Origin of the sequence: Thiohalobacter thiocyanaticus (assembly GCF_003932505.1) — a bacterium.
Classification (GTDB): domain Bacteria; phylum Pseudomonadota; class Gammaproteobacteria; order Thiohalobacterales; family Thiohalobacteraceae; genus Thiohalobacter; species Thiohalobacter thiocyanaticus.
Genome location: NZ_QZMU01000001.1, coordinates 2,096,968 through 2,112,390 on the forward strand (window position 1 = coordinate 2,096,968; position 15,423 = coordinate 2,112,390).

The 15,423-nt window shown below is 64.5% G+C and carries 15 protein-coding genes and 1 pseudogene; 3 read left to right on the plus strand and 13 right to left on the minus strand.

Annotation, left to right across the window (positions count from 1 at the left end; genetic code table 11):
* Positions 1–234 precede the first annotated feature (234 nt).
* The 4 genes from D6C00_RS09885 to modA are packed head-to-tail and all read right to left on the minus strand — an operon-like array spanning position 235 to position 3,782.
* Positions 235–1,221, minus strand: a complete 987-nt coding sequence (locus tag D6C00_RS09885) for a serine/threonine protein kinase (protein WP_125181573.1) — start codon at positions 1,219–1,221, stop codon at positions 235–237.
* Between the two features lie 44 nt (positions 1,222–1,265).
* Positions 1,266–2,345 carry a molybdenum ABC transporter ATP-binding protein gene (gene modC / locus D6C00_RS09890; protein ID WP_125181574.1) on the minus strand — a complete coding sequence of 360 codons (1,080 nt, stop codon included), beginning with the start codon at positions 2,343–2,345 and terminating at the stop codon, positions 1,266–1,268.
* Positions 2,342–3,022: a molybdate ABC transporter permease subunit gene (gene modB / locus D6C00_RS09895; RefSeq protein ID WP_241546846.1), complete on the minus strand. Its 681-nt coding sequence runs from the start codon at positions 3,020–3,022 to the stop codon at positions 2,342–2,344. Before modB ends, modC begins: the two co-directional genes overlap by 4 nt.
* A gap of 7 nt (positions 3,023–3,029) precedes the next feature.
* Complete coding sequence (modA, locus tag D6C00_RS09900) at positions 3,030–3,782, minus strand: molybdate ABC transporter substrate-binding protein (protein WP_125181576.1); 753 nt, start codon at positions 3,780–3,782, stop codon at positions 3,030–3,032.
* Positions 3,783–3,865: 83 nt separating this feature from the next.
* Between modA and D6C00_RS09905 the strand changes: the two genes are divergently transcribed.
* A complete protein-coding gene (locus D6C00_RS09905) occupies positions 3,866–4,114 on the plus strand; it encodes a hypothetical protein (protein ID WP_317623009.1) in 249 nt (82 codons plus the stop codon).
* A gap of 25 nt (positions 4,115–4,139) precedes the next feature.
* Here the strand turns inward: D6C00_RS09905 and D6C00_RS09910 are convergent, their stop codons facing one another.
* Positions 4,140–5,987 carry a SulP family inorganic anion transporter gene (locus tag D6C00_RS09910; protein WP_125181577.1) on the minus strand — a complete coding sequence of 616 codons (1,848 nt, stop codon included), beginning with the start codon at positions 5,985–5,987 and terminating at the stop codon, positions 4,140–4,142.
* 281 nt (positions 5,988–6,268) lie between these two features.
* Here D6C00_RS09910 and D6C00_RS09915 point away from each other — a divergent pair, with 281 nt between their 5' ends.
* Positions 6,269–6,616 carry a hypothetical protein gene (locus D6C00_RS09915; RefSeq protein WP_125181578.1) on the plus strand — a complete coding sequence of 116 codons (348 nt, stop codon included), beginning with the start codon at positions 6,269–6,271 and terminating at the stop codon, positions 6,614–6,616.
* A gap of 6 nt (positions 6,617–6,622) precedes the next feature.
* On the opposite strand, the gene D6C00_RS09920 is transcribed toward D6C00_RS09915, so the two are convergent.
* From D6C00_RS09920 to D6C00_RS09955, 8 genes are all read right to left on the minus strand, one after another.
* Positions 6,623–7,684: an HD-GYP domain-containing protein gene (locus D6C00_RS09920; RefSeq protein WP_125181579.1), complete on the minus strand. Its 1,062-nt coding sequence runs from the start codon at positions 7,682–7,684 to the stop codon at positions 6,623–6,625.
* Between the two features lie 149 nt (positions 7,685–7,833).
* The gene (locus tag D6C00_RS09925; RefSeq protein ID WP_125181580.1) at positions 7,834–8,424 is read right to left on the minus strand and encodes an MlaC/ttg2D family ABC transporter substrate-binding protein; all 591 of its coding nucleotides are present in this window, start codon (positions 8,422–8,424) and stop codon (positions 7,834–7,836) included.
* Positions 8,425–8,470: 46 nt separating this feature from the next.
* On the minus strand, positions 8,471–9,160 hold the full coding sequence (locus D6C00_RS09930; protein WP_125181581.1) for a hypothetical protein: 690 nt from the start codon (positions 9,158–9,160) through the stop codon (positions 8,471–8,473).
* Between the two features lie 184 nt (positions 9,161–9,344).
* Entirely contained in the window at positions 9,345–9,797 is a 453-nt protein-coding gene (locus D6C00_RS09935; RefSeq protein WP_125181582.1) for a ligand-binding protein SH3, read from the minus strand.
* A 321-nt stretch (positions 9,798–10,118) separates the two neighbouring features.
* A complete protein-coding gene (locus D6C00_RS09940; protein WP_125181583.1) occupies positions 10,119–10,619 on the minus strand; it encodes an Hsp20/alpha crystallin family protein in 501 nt (166 codons plus the stop codon).
* Positions 10,620–10,652: 33 nt separating this feature from the next.
* Positions 10,653–10,976, minus strand: coding sequence for a chaperone modulator CbpM (locus tag D6C00_RS09945; RefSeq protein WP_125181584.1), 324 nt, complete (start codon positions 10,974–10,976; stop codon positions 10,653–10,655).
* Positions 10,966–11,937, minus strand: a complete 972-nt coding sequence (locus D6C00_RS09950; protein WP_125181585.1) for a DnaJ C-terminal domain-containing protein — start codon at positions 11,935–11,937, stop codon at positions 10,966–10,968. The genes D6C00_RS09945 and D6C00_RS09950 overlap by 11 nt, the downstream gene beginning before the upstream one ends.
* A 236-nt stretch (positions 11,938–12,173) precedes the next feature.
* Entirely contained in the window at positions 12,174–12,623 is a 450-nt protein-coding gene (locus D6C00_RS09955) for an Hsp20/alpha crystallin family protein (RefSeq protein ID WP_125181586.1), read from the minus strand.
* A 603-nt stretch (positions 12,624–13,226) separates the two neighbouring features.
* On the opposite strand from D6C00_RS09955, the pseudogene D6C00_RS09960 reads away from it, so the two are divergent.
* Positions 13,227–15,336 (plus strand): annotated as a pseudogene (locus D6C00_RS09960) (adenosylcobalamin-dependent ribonucleoside-diphosphate reductase).
* Positions 15,337–15,423: the final 87 nt, after the last annotated feature.

The window sequence follows — 15,423 nt, forward strand, 5'->3', positions numbered from 1 at the left end:
CCTCTGATTAATCCGTGTGCACCGATAGCTGGCGCTGGGCGCCTGTTCGACACCGATTCAGTACACTGGAATGCAGCGTTGCGGTCACGGGCGAAGCAGGCTGGACGTGGAAGAAAAAAAACGGATAGACGGGATGAAGGGTTTGCGGCATGTATTGTAGGTTGCCCGGCCCGGCAAACTCACCCCCTCCTCGGTCATGCCCCATCAAGGGGGAGGAAGATAAGCGGATTCCGTTCAGACTGACAGCGGCGGTTCGTTCATCGCCGCAGCCTGCTCGCGCAGGCTGAGGATGTGCTCTTCCCAGTAGCGGTCGGTGTTGAACCAGGGGAAGGCCTGGTGGAAGGCAGGGTCGTCCCAGCGCCGGGCCAGCCAGGCGGCGTAGTGGATCATGCGCAGGGTGCGCAGGGGCTCGATCAGGGTCAGTTCGCGGCGGTTGAAGTCCCGGAACAGTTCGTAGCCTTCGATGAGTTCACTCAGCGCCAGGGCCATTTCACTGCGCTCACCCGAAAGCAGCATCCAGATGTCCTGCACGGCGGGGCCGGTGCGGCAGTCATCCAGGTCGACGAAGTGCGGGCCGGCCTCGGTCCAGAGGATGTTGCCGGGGTGGAAGTCGCCGTGCAGACGCAGGGTCTCGACCCTGCCGGCGGAGGCATAGGCGGCCTCGATCTGCTTGAGCAGGTCCTCGACCAGGCTGCGGTAGGCGACATCCAGGTGCGAGGGGATGAAGCCGCCTTCGAGGATGAACTGACAGGACTCGATCCCGAAGCTCTGTGCGTCCAGCCGCGGGCGGTGGGCGAATGCCCGGGTCTGGCCGACATTGTGGACCCGGCCCAGGTAGCGGCCCAGCCATTCCAGGTTGTCGGGGTTTTCCAGGTCCGGCCAGCGGCCGCCGCGGCGCGGGTAGAGTGCAAAGCGAAAGCCCTCGAACTCGAACAGGGTCTCGCCCTGGTCGTCGGCGAGCGGCCCGACCACCGGGATCTCGGCCGCGACCAGTTCATTGCAGAAGGCGTGTTCCTCCAGGATGGCCTCACGCGACCAGCGTCCGGGACGATAGAACTTGGCCACGATGAAACCGGCATCCTCCAGCCCGACCTGATAGACGCGATTCTCGTAGCTGTTCAGTGCCAGCAGGTGGCCGCTGGCGCGATAGCCCAGGGCATCGACGGCATTGAGTACCGTGGCCGGGCCGAGGTCGGCATAGGCATGCTGGGGTGCGTCCATGTCGGCATCATACGGGGCAGGGTCGACCGGCGATAGAGCCGGGCTCAGACCAGCAGCGCCACACTCTTGATCTGTGCGTACACCGGCGAGCCCGGCGCGAGCCCCAGGGCGTCGACCGAGCGGTGGGTGATGTGCGCCAGCAGCGGGGTGCCGCCCAGATCCAGGCACACCAGGGCCTGGGCCGGGTTGAGTGGGCGGATTTCGCTGACCCGGGCGGGCAGAATGTTGAGGATGCTGCTGTCGGTGGCCGGGCTCAGCGCCAGGCTGACATCGCGGGCCAGGATGCGGATGCGCACCGGTTCGCCCGTGGCCAGTTCGGCCGGGGTGGCCAGGCTCAGTTCGCCGCCGGCAAAACGCAGCCGGGTGAGGTGATAGTCGGTGTCGTGGCTGCTGATCGTCGCTTCAAGTACGGTTTCGGCCTGCTCGGAGCGGGCCAGCGGCAGGTCGGGGTGGGTCAGCATCCCGGTCAGTTCGCCCGCGGCCTGGATGCGGCCGGCTTCCATCAGCAGCAGCCGGTCGGCGATGCGCGCCACCTCGTCGGTGTCGTGGCTGACATAGAGCACGGGCAGGGCCAGTTCGCGGTGCAGCCGTTCCAGGTAGGGCAGGATGGCGTGTTTGGCCTCGCGGTCCAGCGCGGCCAGGGGTTCGTCCAGCAGCAGCACCCGCGGCCGGGTGAGCAGGGCGCGGCCGATGGCCACGCGCTGGCGCTGGCCGCCGGAAAGCTGTTCGGGCCGGCGGGCGAGCAGTTCGGTCAGGCCCAGCAGTGCGATCACGGTATCGAAGTCCGGTCCGGCGGCGGCCTCTGTGCTGCGACCGGCGCGCTTCCAGCCATAGCGCAGATTGTCGCGCACGTTCAGATGGGGGAACAGCTGACCTTCCTGGATGACATAGCCGATGGGGCGATGATGGGGCGGCAGGAAGGTCTGTTCGTTCTGCCAGATATCCTGTTCCATCCGCACCTCGCCGTTGTTACAGCGCTCCAGTCCGGCGATCAGCCGCAGCAGGGTGGATTTGCCGCAGCCGGAGGGACCGAACAGGGCGGTGATGCCGGCAGTCGGCACCTCGCCCGCAGCCTGCAGGTGAAAGCCGTCCCGGCGGTGATCGAAACGAAAGTGCAGTCTCACGGCCGGCCCAGCCCGAAGCGGCGGTTGAAGCGATAGACCAGCAGCAGCATCAGGAAGGAGAACGCCAGCAGGCTGCCGGCCAGCCAGTGGGCCTGGCCGTATTCCAGCGCCTCGACATGATCGTAGATGCTGATCGACAGCACCTGGGTCTGGCCCGGGATGTTGCCGCCGATCATCAGCACCACACCGAACTCACCCACGGTATGGGCGAAGCCCAGCACCACGGCGGTCAGCACGCCGGGCCGGGCCAACGGCAGCACCAGGCTGAAGAAACGGTCCAGGGGTGCGGCGCGCAGGGTGGCGGCGGCGTCCAGCAGGCCGGCGGGTATGGCGCTGAAGCTCGCTTGCAGCGGCTGGACCACGAAGGGCAGGGAATAGATCACCGAGCCGATCACCAGACCGGTGAAGGAAAACACCAGACTCGGGCCGCCGAGCCAGGCCAGCAGGCCGCCCACCGGGCCGTGGGGGCCGAGCGCGACCAGCAGATAGAAGCCCAGCACGGTCGGCGGCAGCACCAGCGGCAGGGCGACCAGGGCCTCGATGACGACCTTGCCGCGCCGGCGGGTGCGGGCCAGCCACCAGGCCAGAGGCGTGCCGAGCAGCAGCAGGATCAGGGTGGTCACACTGGCCAGTTTCAGTGTGACCCACAGGCTGGCGATGTCGGCGGGGCTGAACACCGGGTTTTCAGTGTCCAGGTGTGGTGTAGCCGAAACCGTGGATGAGGGCGCGCGCCCGGTCGCTGCGCATGAAGCGCATGAAGTCGCGGGCCGCATCCGAATCGCTCAGACGCACGGCCTGCTGCTCGATCGGCGCGTACAGTGAAGCCGGAACCACCCAGTGACTGCCGCGGATGCGGCCATTGTCGTGGGGCAGTTGGGACCAGGCCACCAGGCCCAGCTCGGCGTGACCGGAACGCACGAAGTGGAAGGCCTGGCCGATGTTCTCGCCCCGCACCAGCCGTGGCTGCAGTGTCTCCCACAGCCCGAGCGCCTCCAGCGTCTGGCGGGCGGCCAGGCCATAGGGCGCCAGACGTGGGTTGGCGATGGCCAGGTGGGCGAAATCGTCCCGGCCCAGGACCCGGCCGCCGGCTTCCACCCGACCGGGTTCCGGGCTCCACAGTACCAGTCGGCCGATGGCGTAGGTGAAGCGGCTACCGGCGGCAGCCGCGCCTTCGGCCTCGAGCCTTTGCGGCCGTTGCGTATCGGCGGCGAAGAAGGCGTCGAAGGGCGCGCCGTGGCGGATCTGGGCGTAGAGTTTGCCGGTGGAGCCGATGCTGAGTCGGACCCGGTGAGGGCTGTCTGTTTCGAAGGCCTCGATCAGTGCCTCCATGGGACGGGCGAAATTGGAGGCCACGGCAATGGTCAGGGGCTCGGCGGCAAGTGCGGCGGACACCAGCAGGCAAACCGGGAACAGCAGGAAGCGGGAGCGGTTGAGCATGGTTTTCATCCTGGTGCGGATTTGCCGTCGCCCGGACGGCGCGCTATGGTTGAATTCCTGTCCCTGAATGAGCCTGAGCCGTCATGAGCCTGCGCGGTTATGTTCCACCCGATCCGCAGACTTCGGTCTCCGAGGTCCGCTATGCCGTTATCCAGAGCCCGCGCCGGAACCGCAAGCGCTTCCCGGCCGGCTGTGTGCAACTGGTGGAGGACGGCGAGACGGCGCGCGCCCAGGCCGATCCCGAGCGCAACCTGCATCCGGCCCAGGTGATCGGGCCGTCCAAGTCTTCAGAAGGCCAGTACATCTTCTACCTGGTCCAGTGGCTCGCCTGAGCCTGAGAAGCCCCTGAACAATCCGTCACTGCGAGGCGCCGGCATCGAACAGCGGTTGCTGGGAATCGACGCGGCGGCGCTGGTCCGCCGGCGACGGTTCCCGGCTGGCGCATTCATTGAAGATGCGTGCCGTACACCTGCGGCAGATGTCCGGATCGAGCTTGTCGAACACGGTCCGGATCGCCTCGCCCTTGCCCTCGAAGATATTCTCCGCTCCGATCGAGTCCAGATAGGGGCCGCGCTCCAGTGGCTCGCACACCCCCGCCTTGATCCGGATCAGGTACAGTCCGCCGCCCATTCTGCGACGTGCCTCGGCCTCCTGGGCCAGTAGCTCGGCGCCGGCCACATCGATGAAGTTGATGCCGGTGGCGACGATCATCAGGTGTTTCTGCTCGGGGTGGCTGTCGCGGATCCCGCGCAGCGTCTCCTGCACATGGTTCACCGCGCCGAAGAACAGCGAGCCGTCGATGCGCAGGATCTTGGCCTGCGGGCATTCGGGCAGGGTGGGGTCGGTGTTGAACTTGCGCTTGGGCAGGCGCGGGTCCGGTACCCGGGGCACGATGCGCGGCCGCGAGGTCCGTCCCAGGTAGATCACCAGCGACAGGATCACGCCCAGGAAGATGGCGAACTCCAGCTCCAGGAACAGGGTGGCCAGGAAGGTCACGATCAGGATGCTGCTGTCGGAGCGGCTGGCGCCCAAGATGGTGCGGATGTGGTGGAAGTCGATCAACCCCCAGGCGACCAGCAGCAGGATGCCGGCCATGGCCGCGTTGGGCAGATAGGCGGCATAGGGCGCGACCAGCAGCACCACCAGCATCAGCAGCACGCCGGCCGAGATCGCCGCCAGCGGGGTGCGGGCGCCGGACTGGTAGTTCAGGCCGCTGCGGTTGAAGGAGCCGGTGGCGACATAGGCCGAGAAGAAGCTGCCGGCGATGTTGGACAGGCCCTGGCCGACGAATTCCTGGTTACCGTTGACCAGCTGGCCGGAGCGGGCCGCGATCGAGCGGGCGATGGAGACCGCCTCGGTGAGCGCGAACAGGGTCACCGCCAGGGCCGTGGGGGCCAGTTCCTTGATGGTGCCCAGATCGAAGGCCGGCGCCGACAGCGGCGGCAGCGAGCGCGGCAGGGCGCCGACGGTGACGATGCCGGTGACCTCGGGCCCGAAACTGCGGTTGAACAGCACCGAGACCAGGCTGCCGATGAGCATGGCGACGATCATGTAAGGGGCGCGCGGCAGGTAGCGCTTGACCAGGATGCCGCTCGCCAGGGTGACCGCGCCGACCGTGGTGATCCACAGGTTGATGTCGTCGAAGTTCCGGTACAGCCCGATCAGGGTGTCGTGAAAGTGGCCGCCGCGCGGCAGCTCGATGCCGAAGAAATGCTTGAGCTGACTGCTGGCGATCAGCAGGGCCGCGCCCGCGGTGAAGCCGATGATCACCGAGTGGGAGATGAAATTGACCAGGGTGCCCAGCCTGGCGATGCCCATGATCAGCTGGATCACACCGACCATGCAGGTCAGGGTCAGGGCCAGCTGGACATAGTCCGCGGTGGCCGGTTCGGCGAAGGCGGACAGGCCGGAGAAGACCACGATGGAGGCGGCAGTGGTCGGTCCCGAGACCAGATGCCAGGAGGAGCCGAACAGGGCGGCGATGATGGCCGGCACCATACCGGCATAGAGGCCGTATTCCGGCGGCATGCCGGCGATGGTGGCGAAGGCCACGCCCTGGGGCAGGACCACGATGGCGCCGGTCAGGCCGGCCATGATGTCGGCGCGGATGGTCCGGGGGGTCAGTTGCGGCATCCAGGCCAGGAAGGGCAGCCAGTGCAGCAGCCAGTCCGGCGCCGGGCGGGAAGATCTGAAAGAGTCTGACATGGACGACAGGTAAGACCTAAAATCAATAAGTTAGGATGATTTGGCGCCTCTCGGTGCAGGACGCTGCGGGGCGCAGCCGCGCATTATACCCGAAAACAGCAGCCTTGTCGGGGGCGCCGGGTGGAGGTTTCTAACAGGAAGGTGTAAAGCCTTGGCGGGTCCGGCCGCTACGCTGTGACCGGTTGCTGCCGTGAATGCCCGGCGGGTTGATGCCAGTCAACGCGTCATACGGCTGTAACAGGGATAATCTATAAAACGAACAATACTCACAGGATGGAACCATGGATCATCGTTATTCCCGACGTTTCGCCACCCGGGTGGTGACTGTCATCTATCATCATGCCGTGCCGGTCGCCATCGGCGTGGTGCTCAACTGCAACCGGACCGGGGTCTATATCGAAACCTGCTATCAGCCCGGGAACCATGAGCACTGCATCGACTTCGAACTCACCCTGAACCGGGACGGCCGCACCTGGCGCCAGGCCCTGCGTGGACTGATCGTGCACCGGGATGCCGGTGGGTTCGGATTGATGGTCGAGGCCGAAGAGTTCAACGATATCCTGGAGCTGTTGCGGCCGCAGGCCGTCGTGACCGGCGCACCCGACCGGGTCGCGCTGCCGTTCAACTGAGCGGATTCAGGCGCTGGCCGCCATCCCCTGACGCAGGCCCTCGGCCTCGCGCCAGGTCCGTTCCAGGTCGAATCCCTCCGGCAGCAACTCGGGGCTCAGTACCCGCGCGGGCGAGTGCTCGCCGGTGGCGGTGATCAGTCCGGGGTTGCCCTGTTGATTGAGCCGCATGACCCGGGGCTGGTCCATCCGTTCTCCGCGTTCGACCACCAGTGCAGGCTCGCGGGTGCGCAGCTCGACCAGGGTCGCGGGCGGATAGATGCCCAGCGTCCTGGTCAGCAGGCGGCCCAGATCCTCGTCCACTATCCTGTTGGTACCCATGAACAGTAGCCGCATGGCTTCGTGCGGCGGCCGCCCGGGTCGGTAGCCGCGCGGGGAGACGGCTGCGCAAAAGACATCCGCGGCGCTGATCAGGCGGGCGCCGAGCGGGATTGCCTCTGCCTGCAGGCCGAAGGGGTAACCCGAACCGTCGTGATGTTCGTGATGCAGCGCCACGGCCTCCAGCCATTGCGGCTGCTCCACGCCCAGGGCCTTGAGAATGCCCACGGCTGTCAGCGGGTGCCGGCGGATCAGGAGCTGTTCCAGCGTGGGAAGCGGACCCTGCAGGTGATACAGCTCGGCCTGCAGGGCGATCATTGAAATGTTCTGACTCAGGGCCGCGCACAGCAGGGGGTGACGTCCGCCCCGGTCCAGGCCGGCGGCCTCGCCGCACAGGTGGACGACCACCGCGCAGTGGATGACATGCAGCAGCGGATAGTCATTGCCGTTGCGGATGAACAGGTAGGCCAGTGCGGCATCCGGGTCCAGGCTGACACAGTCTTCGACCGCCTCGGCCAGGCTTTCCAGATAACCGCCGGCACCCTGGCCGCCGTGGGCGGCGAGCAGGGCGAATCGGATGTTGGCGTGTACGGCATCCAGCTGTTCAATCACCGAGCATCCGGATGCCGGCCTGATCGGTGCCGATTCCGACTGCACGGAGGGTTTCCACAGCGCGGACAGGTCGGGCGTGATCCGGTTGATCAGGGCATGGACCTGCCTGAGCGACGGGTCGTTTTGTATTTTCTTTGTCATTTCGCCAGGGTATACACCGCCGCCCCGGTCGTGGGATTGCCCGGGCGCCGCCACATATGGATGAAAGCATGTCTTTTCAGCTATCGGGCGCTGCCGGCGGCTTCTTTAGCGGACGTTCGGCGGGATCCGGCAGACCGCGGGCTTTTTCACTAGGCGCGCCGTTCGGAAAGCTGGCGGATCAGCGCATCCAGGCCCTGCTGGCGGATGGTCTGCTGGAAGCTGCTGCGGTAGTTGATGATCAGGCTGACGCCGTCGATCACGATGTCGTATACCTGCCACTTGTCGTCGTTCAGACGCAGGCGGTAGTCCACCGGGATGGCCGGGCCGTCGGGGCGCACGATGCGGGTATTGACCAGGGCGCGGTCGTCCTCTTCCATGCGTTCCTTGAGATATTCGATCTTCTCCCCGGAATACTCGGCCAGTGAAGTGGCGTAGGTGCGGATCAGTAGCTCACGGAATTCGCGGGTGAAGGCCTGGCGCTGCTCGTCGCTGGCCTGACGCCAGTGACGGGCCAGCGTGAGCCGGGAGAAGGCCTCGAAGTCCACCCGCGGCAGGATGACGCTCTCGATCAGGCGGTTGATCTGCTCCCGGCTCAGTTCCTCATTCCCGCGCAGCTCGTTGAATACCTCTTCCGAGGTTGTCCGCACGACTTCCATCGGCGACTCCCCGGCCAGGGCCGGCATCGACAGCAGCCAGAGCAGGGGAAGCAATATCAGTCGCCGCATCTGTTGGTTGATCATGACAGGGATGCTCCAGCATTGTTTCCCGGTGTGACAGAGCCGCCTGTCAATAGTTCCGTCGCGTCCGGGGCCGGGCCTGACGGGGAAACAGGCGCGGATTGTGGCGGATGAAGGACAGAATCCAGCGCTGCAGGAAGGAACGCCGTCTGGCCGTTTTCAGATAAATATAGCCCAGCATGGAGATAACGAAGGCCCCGATCGCATCGACGATCAGGTCCCACATGGTATCGGTCAGTCCGGAGGCGTCGGCGAACATGGCTTTCTGCATGTCCATGCGGAACAGGCTGTCCATGCTGAACTCGAAGATCTCCCAGAGTGTACCCATGCCCAGGGCGAACAGAAAAGCGAACAGGGCCACAAAACCGGGCTTGAGATGCAGGCCGACTTCCTTGATTTCGTTGAGCACATGCACCAGTAGGAAACCGATGATCCCGAGCAGAAACCCGGAGGCGGTGTGCAGCACGATGTCCCACCACCAGAACCGGGTGTAGAAGCCGCGTACCTCGCCCAGGAACAGCGAAGCGAAGACGAAGGCGATGGCGAGCAGCTCGAATATCGCCGGTATGACGACCTGGAAGCGTCGGGCCAGCAGCAGCGGCAGGAAGGTGATCAGCAGAATGCCGATGGTGGCGGCCGCGGTGAGCCACTGCTGCTCCCACAGGGCGCCGGCGGCGCCGACGAGCAGGATGGCTTTCAGAATCAGACTGGTGCGGCGGTGGCTGAGCAATTGCTTCATCGGTCCAGCCTAGTCATGCGTGAGTCCCCGGGTCAAATTCAGCCCCATTGGCGGGGCGAACACCGTGAAGCCCGTTCGTGTCTGTACGCACTCATCCGTGGCGCCGTTACCGCGCACGCACAAAAAAGGGGGCGCATATTGCGCCCCCAGGCTTGGAGGAGAGTAGTAGGGGGTTCCGGTAGGGTCAGGCGGCCTGGTACTTCTCCTTGGCCTCGCGGGCGGCGCGGGCCTCTTCCTCGCTGTAGGCCTTGCCGGACCACATCATTTCGTAGGCGATCTCCTCATTGCCGTTCTCGCACAGCTCCAGCACCTCCTGGAACAGCGGCTGGAAGCTGTCGGAACGGTGCGAGGCCTCGTGCTCCTCGAAGGAGTTCCAGAAGGTGACGATCAGGGCTTCCTTGCCGGCCAGCGGGCTTTCCACGGCCTGGCCGATGGAAGACCCTTCGTTGGAGACCTGGCCGCTGTTCACGCAGACGAAGCCACCTACGAAGCCGGTGTCGGAGTGATAGGTCTTGACGTTCTCGCACAGCATCGCCACGCGCTCCTGCAGATCATCCAGGCTGTACTCGGGTTTGAGGATCACGCGGTTCACAGTGATCACGCCGTCATGCGGAAAATTCGGGATAAAGCCACTCATGGTTCACCTCCTGCGTTAGAGATTCGGTGTATTACGGTTATCTAATATATTTAACCTGACAGTTTCAGTCAAGTATTAGGGCATGAATCAATCCGATTTATAAGCAGGAGGTATTATACGGTTATTTTATTTTAAATCATTATTTATATTATATTTATCGATATTAAATCGATAATATCTATAGCTGACATCAAAAATTATCTTTCGATCACTTATTATCTCAACAATAAGAACATCGCCCCCCGGCCGCGCTGGGGGTTCAGCAGCAGGTCCTTGCCGTTGACGCGGCGGCTCAGCGCCGGGCCCGCGTCTGACGCAGGGTCAGCCCTGTACCTCGATACGGCGGCTCCGCGAATGCGGCGCCTTGGGCAGGGTGACGGTCAGGATGCCGTCGCGATAGCGGGCGCGGGCGCCGCTGTCATCGACCTCGGCGGGCAGGGGCAGGGCCCGCTCGAACTGGCCGTAGGCGCACTCCATGATGTGATAGCGGCCCTGAGTCTGCTCCCGCTGGACATGCTTCTCGCCGCGGATGACCAGGTGATGGTCGATCACGCTGATGTCGAGGTGCTCCCTGTCCAGGCCGGGGGCTTCCAGGCGCACGCTGATGCTGTCTTCGTCCTCCTGGAGTTCGGCGGCCAGCAGTCCCCAGCGTGAGGCCTGCTGTTCGATCTGCTCCTCGCGGGTCTGCAGTTCGCCGCGCTTGGCGCCGGGCTGGAACCGGGTCAGGGCGTGGCCGGCGCGCTGCTGCAGTTGCTGCCAGCCTTCGCTGAGGCTGTCCCAGAACCGACCCAGTCCCTGTTTGAGTTGCTGCAGTGTGCTCATGGCGTGTTCTCTCCTGTGAGTCTCGATCGACACTTACCAGTCCAGCTGACGTTCCAGTATGGCGATGCGCTGATTGGCCTGACGCAGCTGCTCCAGCAGGTCGATGACCAGGGCGCTGCCGGCCAGGTTGACGTCCAGGTCCTGTTCCAGCCGCAGGGCCAGGCGGGCATGGTGCAGGGCTACGGCGGGAAAGCGCCATTGCGCCGGGTTGCGGCCGCGCGGTACGAGCAGGCCCTCCTCGACCATGCGGATGACGAAATCGGCATGTACCTGGCAGGCATGGCACAGCTCAGCCAGGCCGAGTTCGGCGGCCTCGTCCAGCAGCAGACCGGTCAATGCATCCGTTTCATGCGGCACCCTGATAGTCCTCCAGCTGCTGTCGCGGATTGAAGGGGATTTCCTGCGCCAGGCGCTGGTACAGCTCGCGCGCCCGGCCGGCGTCCAGCGGCGGATTGACGATGCGCAGCACCACGTACTGGTCACCCGGCGGTTTGCCGGGCAGGCCCTTGCCCTTCAGGCGCAGCTTCTTGCCGCTCTGCGAGCCGGCCGGCAGGGTGAGGTTCACCCGCCCGGCCAGGGTGGGCACCTCGACCCGGGCGCCGAGCGCGGCCTCCCAGGGCGTGACCGGCAGGGTCAGGTACAGGTCGCGGCCCTCGATCTGGTACAGGGGATGGGGTTCGAACTCGATCTCCAGATACAGGTCGCCGGCCGGGCCGCCGCCCATGCCGCCGCCGCCCTGGCCGGCCAGACGGATCTGCTGGCCGGCGGTGATGCCGCGCGGGATGCGTACGTCCAGCGAACGCGGCTTGACCGCGGGCCGGCCCTGGGCGTCCATCACCGGCGTCTGTAGTTGAATGCGCCGGCTCGCGCCCTGGTAGGCGTCCTCCAGGCTGATGAGGATCCTGGCGTGATGATCCTCGCCGCGCAGGCCGCCGCCGCGGCCGCGTTCATAACGGGCGTGCCGGCCGAAGGGCCCGCCGGTGCCGAACAGGCTTTCGAAGAAGTCGCTGAAGTGGCGCGCATCGGCCTCGGTGAAGCCCCCGCCGGAGAACTCGAAGCCGGCATCCCAGTCAGGCGGCGGCCGGAAATCCTGGCCAGCCTGCCAGTTCTTTCCTAACTGGTCGTAGGCCGCGCGCTTTTCCGGGTCCTTGAGTACCTCGTAGGCCTCGTTGACCTCCTTGAACCTGGCCTCGGCGTCGGCCTCGCTGCTCACATCAGGATGGTACTTGCGCGCCAGCTTGCGGTAGGCGCGCTTGATCTCGTCCTGACTGGCGTCGCGTTCCAGACCCAGGATTTTGTAATAATCCTTGAATTCCATATTGACTTCTAACTGTATAAGGCCGCGGTGGTCGGGTTAGGCTCAATAGTTCCGTATCCAGTTTCGGGATCGCGCAGGGTGGACTGAACGCAATGCAGCCCGGCATCTGGCCGCAGAGTTTTGTCGGGCTTCGCGTTGATCGGCCTGACCTGCGGACTCTCAGGCAGTTATGCGCAGCTCCATACCAGAAACGCGCCCGGACGCGCGTGCGTCCGGGGTCGCAGTACGGGTTGCCCTCAGCTCTCGACCTGGATCCGCCGGGGCTGCTGCTGCTCGTGCTTGGGAATGATGACCTCCAGCACTCCATCCCTGGCCTTGGCGCTGATGGCCTCGGCATCGGCGGTGTCCGGCAGACTGCAGAAGCGGCGGAAGAAGCTGCCGCGCACGCGTTCGATGCGCTTGTAGCCTTCGCGTTCCTCCTCGCTTTCCTGCCTGCGCTCGCCCTTGATGGTGAGGATGCCGTTTTCCATGTGCACCTCGATATCCTTGGGGTCGACGCCCGGGATGTCGGCGTGGATCACGAAGCGCTTGTCCTCCTCGCGGATGTCCACGGCCGGCACCCAGTCCGCGGTGGCGACCTGGGAGTCGTCCGGCGAGCTTTTGTTCAGACGGTTGTCGAAAAGCTGGTTCATCTCACGGTGCAGCTGATCCAGCATGTTCCAGGGTTCATAACGTACCAGTGTCATGGCGTTCCTCCTGCTGATGTCCGGTTGGTGTTGCCTGTCAGCTATATAGGAACCGGAGGCGTCGGCTTCAAGGGCCGGCGTCCAGGGGTTGGTGGGAACATGATCTGGCTCAACAGCGGGGCATGGACGGTCATGTCCGTCTTGCCAGGCACCGGGGTTGGGCTATGTTCGCCAACAGGCGGTGCGGTCATGCCGGGGGGGCGGCGGCTAATATTAGAAACACAATATATTGTGTTTTTCCTGGCCGGTGAATCGATCTGTGGATAACCTGTGCGCAGTGGGGCGATAAAGGTGGAAAACCTGTTAACTTGTTGTATATATGATGAAATGATCATTTTGCCCCGGATGCTTGACAGCTCCGGCAGGGCCGCTTACTCTTCTCCGACAGACACAAGATATTGTGTCTCAGAAAAACAGGTATCGGCGGCCGTCGACAGCGACTTGAATGCCCGGGGAAAGGCGTCCCGGCAGACCGCACGATCATCCGCGACAACCGCACCCCCGGGCGACGCCGCAGGCCAGGCGCCGGCGCCCGATGTCAGGGAACCCAGGAGGCTCGATGAAGACAGCACACCTCAAGCCGTGTCGAAGAACGCCGTGGACATGCCGCTGCAGGAAGCGTCCCAGGATATCTGGGATAAGAAATACCGTCTCAAGACCAAGGACGGTACTCCGGTCGATGCCGACATCGACGGGACCTACCAGCGCGTGGCCCAGGCACTGGCCGAGGTGGAATCGACCCCCGAGAAGCGCGAAGAGTGGTACGGGAACTTCCTCTGGGCCCTGCGCCGGGGCGCGATTCCGGCCGGGCGCATCATTTCCAATGCCGGGGCCTGGGAGCACAAGCCGGCCACCTCGACCATCAACTGCACCGTCTCCGGTTCCCGTCCGCGATTCCATGGACGACATCCTGGAGAAGGTCCACGAGGCCGGCCTGACCCTGAAGGCCGGCTGCGGCATCGGCTACGAGTTCTCCACCCTGCGGCCCAAGGGCGCCTATGTGGCCGGGGCCGGCGCCTACACCTCCGGGCCGCTGTCGTTCATGGATATCTACGACAAGATGTGCTTCACGGTCTCCAGCGCCGGCGGCCGGCGCGGCGCTCAGATGGCCACCTTCGATGTCGGTCATCCGGACGCGCTGGACTTCATCCGCGCCAAGCGCGAGCACGGCCGCCTGCGCCAGTTCAATCTCAGCCTGCTGATCACCGAGGACTTCATGGAGGCGGTCAAGCAGGACGCCGAATGGCGCCCGGCCTTCCCGCTGACCGAGGATGAGGCTGAGGCCGGCGGGATCGATCTCCACGATCCCGAGCAGGTGGTCTGGCGTCACTGGCCGGTCAAGAACGGCTATATCACCAACGATGCCGGCAAGGTGGCCTGCCGGGTCTACCGCAGTCTCAAGGCACGCCGCCTGTGGGACATGATCATGGCGTCTACCTATGATTTCGCCGAACCGGGCTTCATCCTGATCGACAAGGTCAACCAGATGAACAACAACTGGTTCTGCGAGGACATCCGGGCCACCAACCCCTGCGGCGAACAGCCGCTGCCGCCCTACGGTTCCTGCCTGCTGGGTTCGGTCAATCTGACCAAGTTCGTGGTCGATCCCTTCACCGAGCATGCCCGCTTCGACTGGGAGGAGTTCCGCAAGGTGGTCGGGGTGTTCACCCGCATGCTGGACAATGTGGTCGAGATCAACGGCCTGCCGCTGGAAGGTCAGCGCGACGAGATCCTGCGCAAGCGCCGTCACGGCATGGGCTTCCTGGGCCTGGGCTCGACGCTCACCATGCTGCGGATGAAATACGGCGCGCCGGATTCGCTCGAGTTCACCGAGCGGGTGGCGCGCGAACTGGCCCTGGAGGGCTGGCGCCAGGCGCTGGATCTGGCGAAGGAGAAGGGCCCGGCCCCGATCATGGACGAGGAGTTCGCCGTTACCGAGGCCATGCTGGATATCCGTCCCGACCTCAAGCGCGACGGATTCAAGGTCGGCGACCGCCTGCCCGGTCGGGTGTTCCACGCCAGATACAGTCATTACATGCAGCAGATCGCCGAGTACGAGCCGGAACTGGTGCGGGAACTCGGCGAGGTGGGCGCGCGCTTCACCCATCATTCCTCGATCGCCCCGACCGGGACCATCTCCCTGTCGCTGGCCAACAATGCCAGCAACGGCATCGAGCCCTCCTTTGCCCATCATTATTACCGCAATGTGATCCGCGAGGGCCGCAAGACCAAGGAGAAGGTTTCGGTCTTTTCCTGCGAGCTGCTGGCCTACCGCTATCTGGTCAATGAGCGGGCCATGCCCTATTCCGAGGATCCGGCAGAGCAACTGCCGGATTACTTCATCACTGCCGAGGACATCTCGCCCAAGGAACATGTGGACATTCAGGCCGCGGCGCAGAAGTGGGTGGATTCCAGTATCTCCAAGACGGCCAATGTCCCGACCGACTATCCCTACGAGGACTTCAAGGACATCTACATGTACGCCTACGAGAAGGGGCTGAAGGGCTGCACCACCTTCCGCTTCAACCCCGAGGCCTTCCAGGGTGTGCTGGTCAAGGAAAAGGACCTGGAGAACACCACCTACGTGTTCAAACTGGAAGACGGCAGCCAGGTCGAACTCAAGGGCAACGAGGAGGTCGAATACGACGGCGAGATGCATACCGCCGCCAACCTCTACGACGCCCTCAAGGAAGGGTATTACGGGAAGTTCTGATGGCGTGAACCGTTAAAGCGTGAGACGAAACCGGGAACGGGATAAGGATTGAACGAATTGCCGGCGTGATCGTGGCAGCTGGAGCGG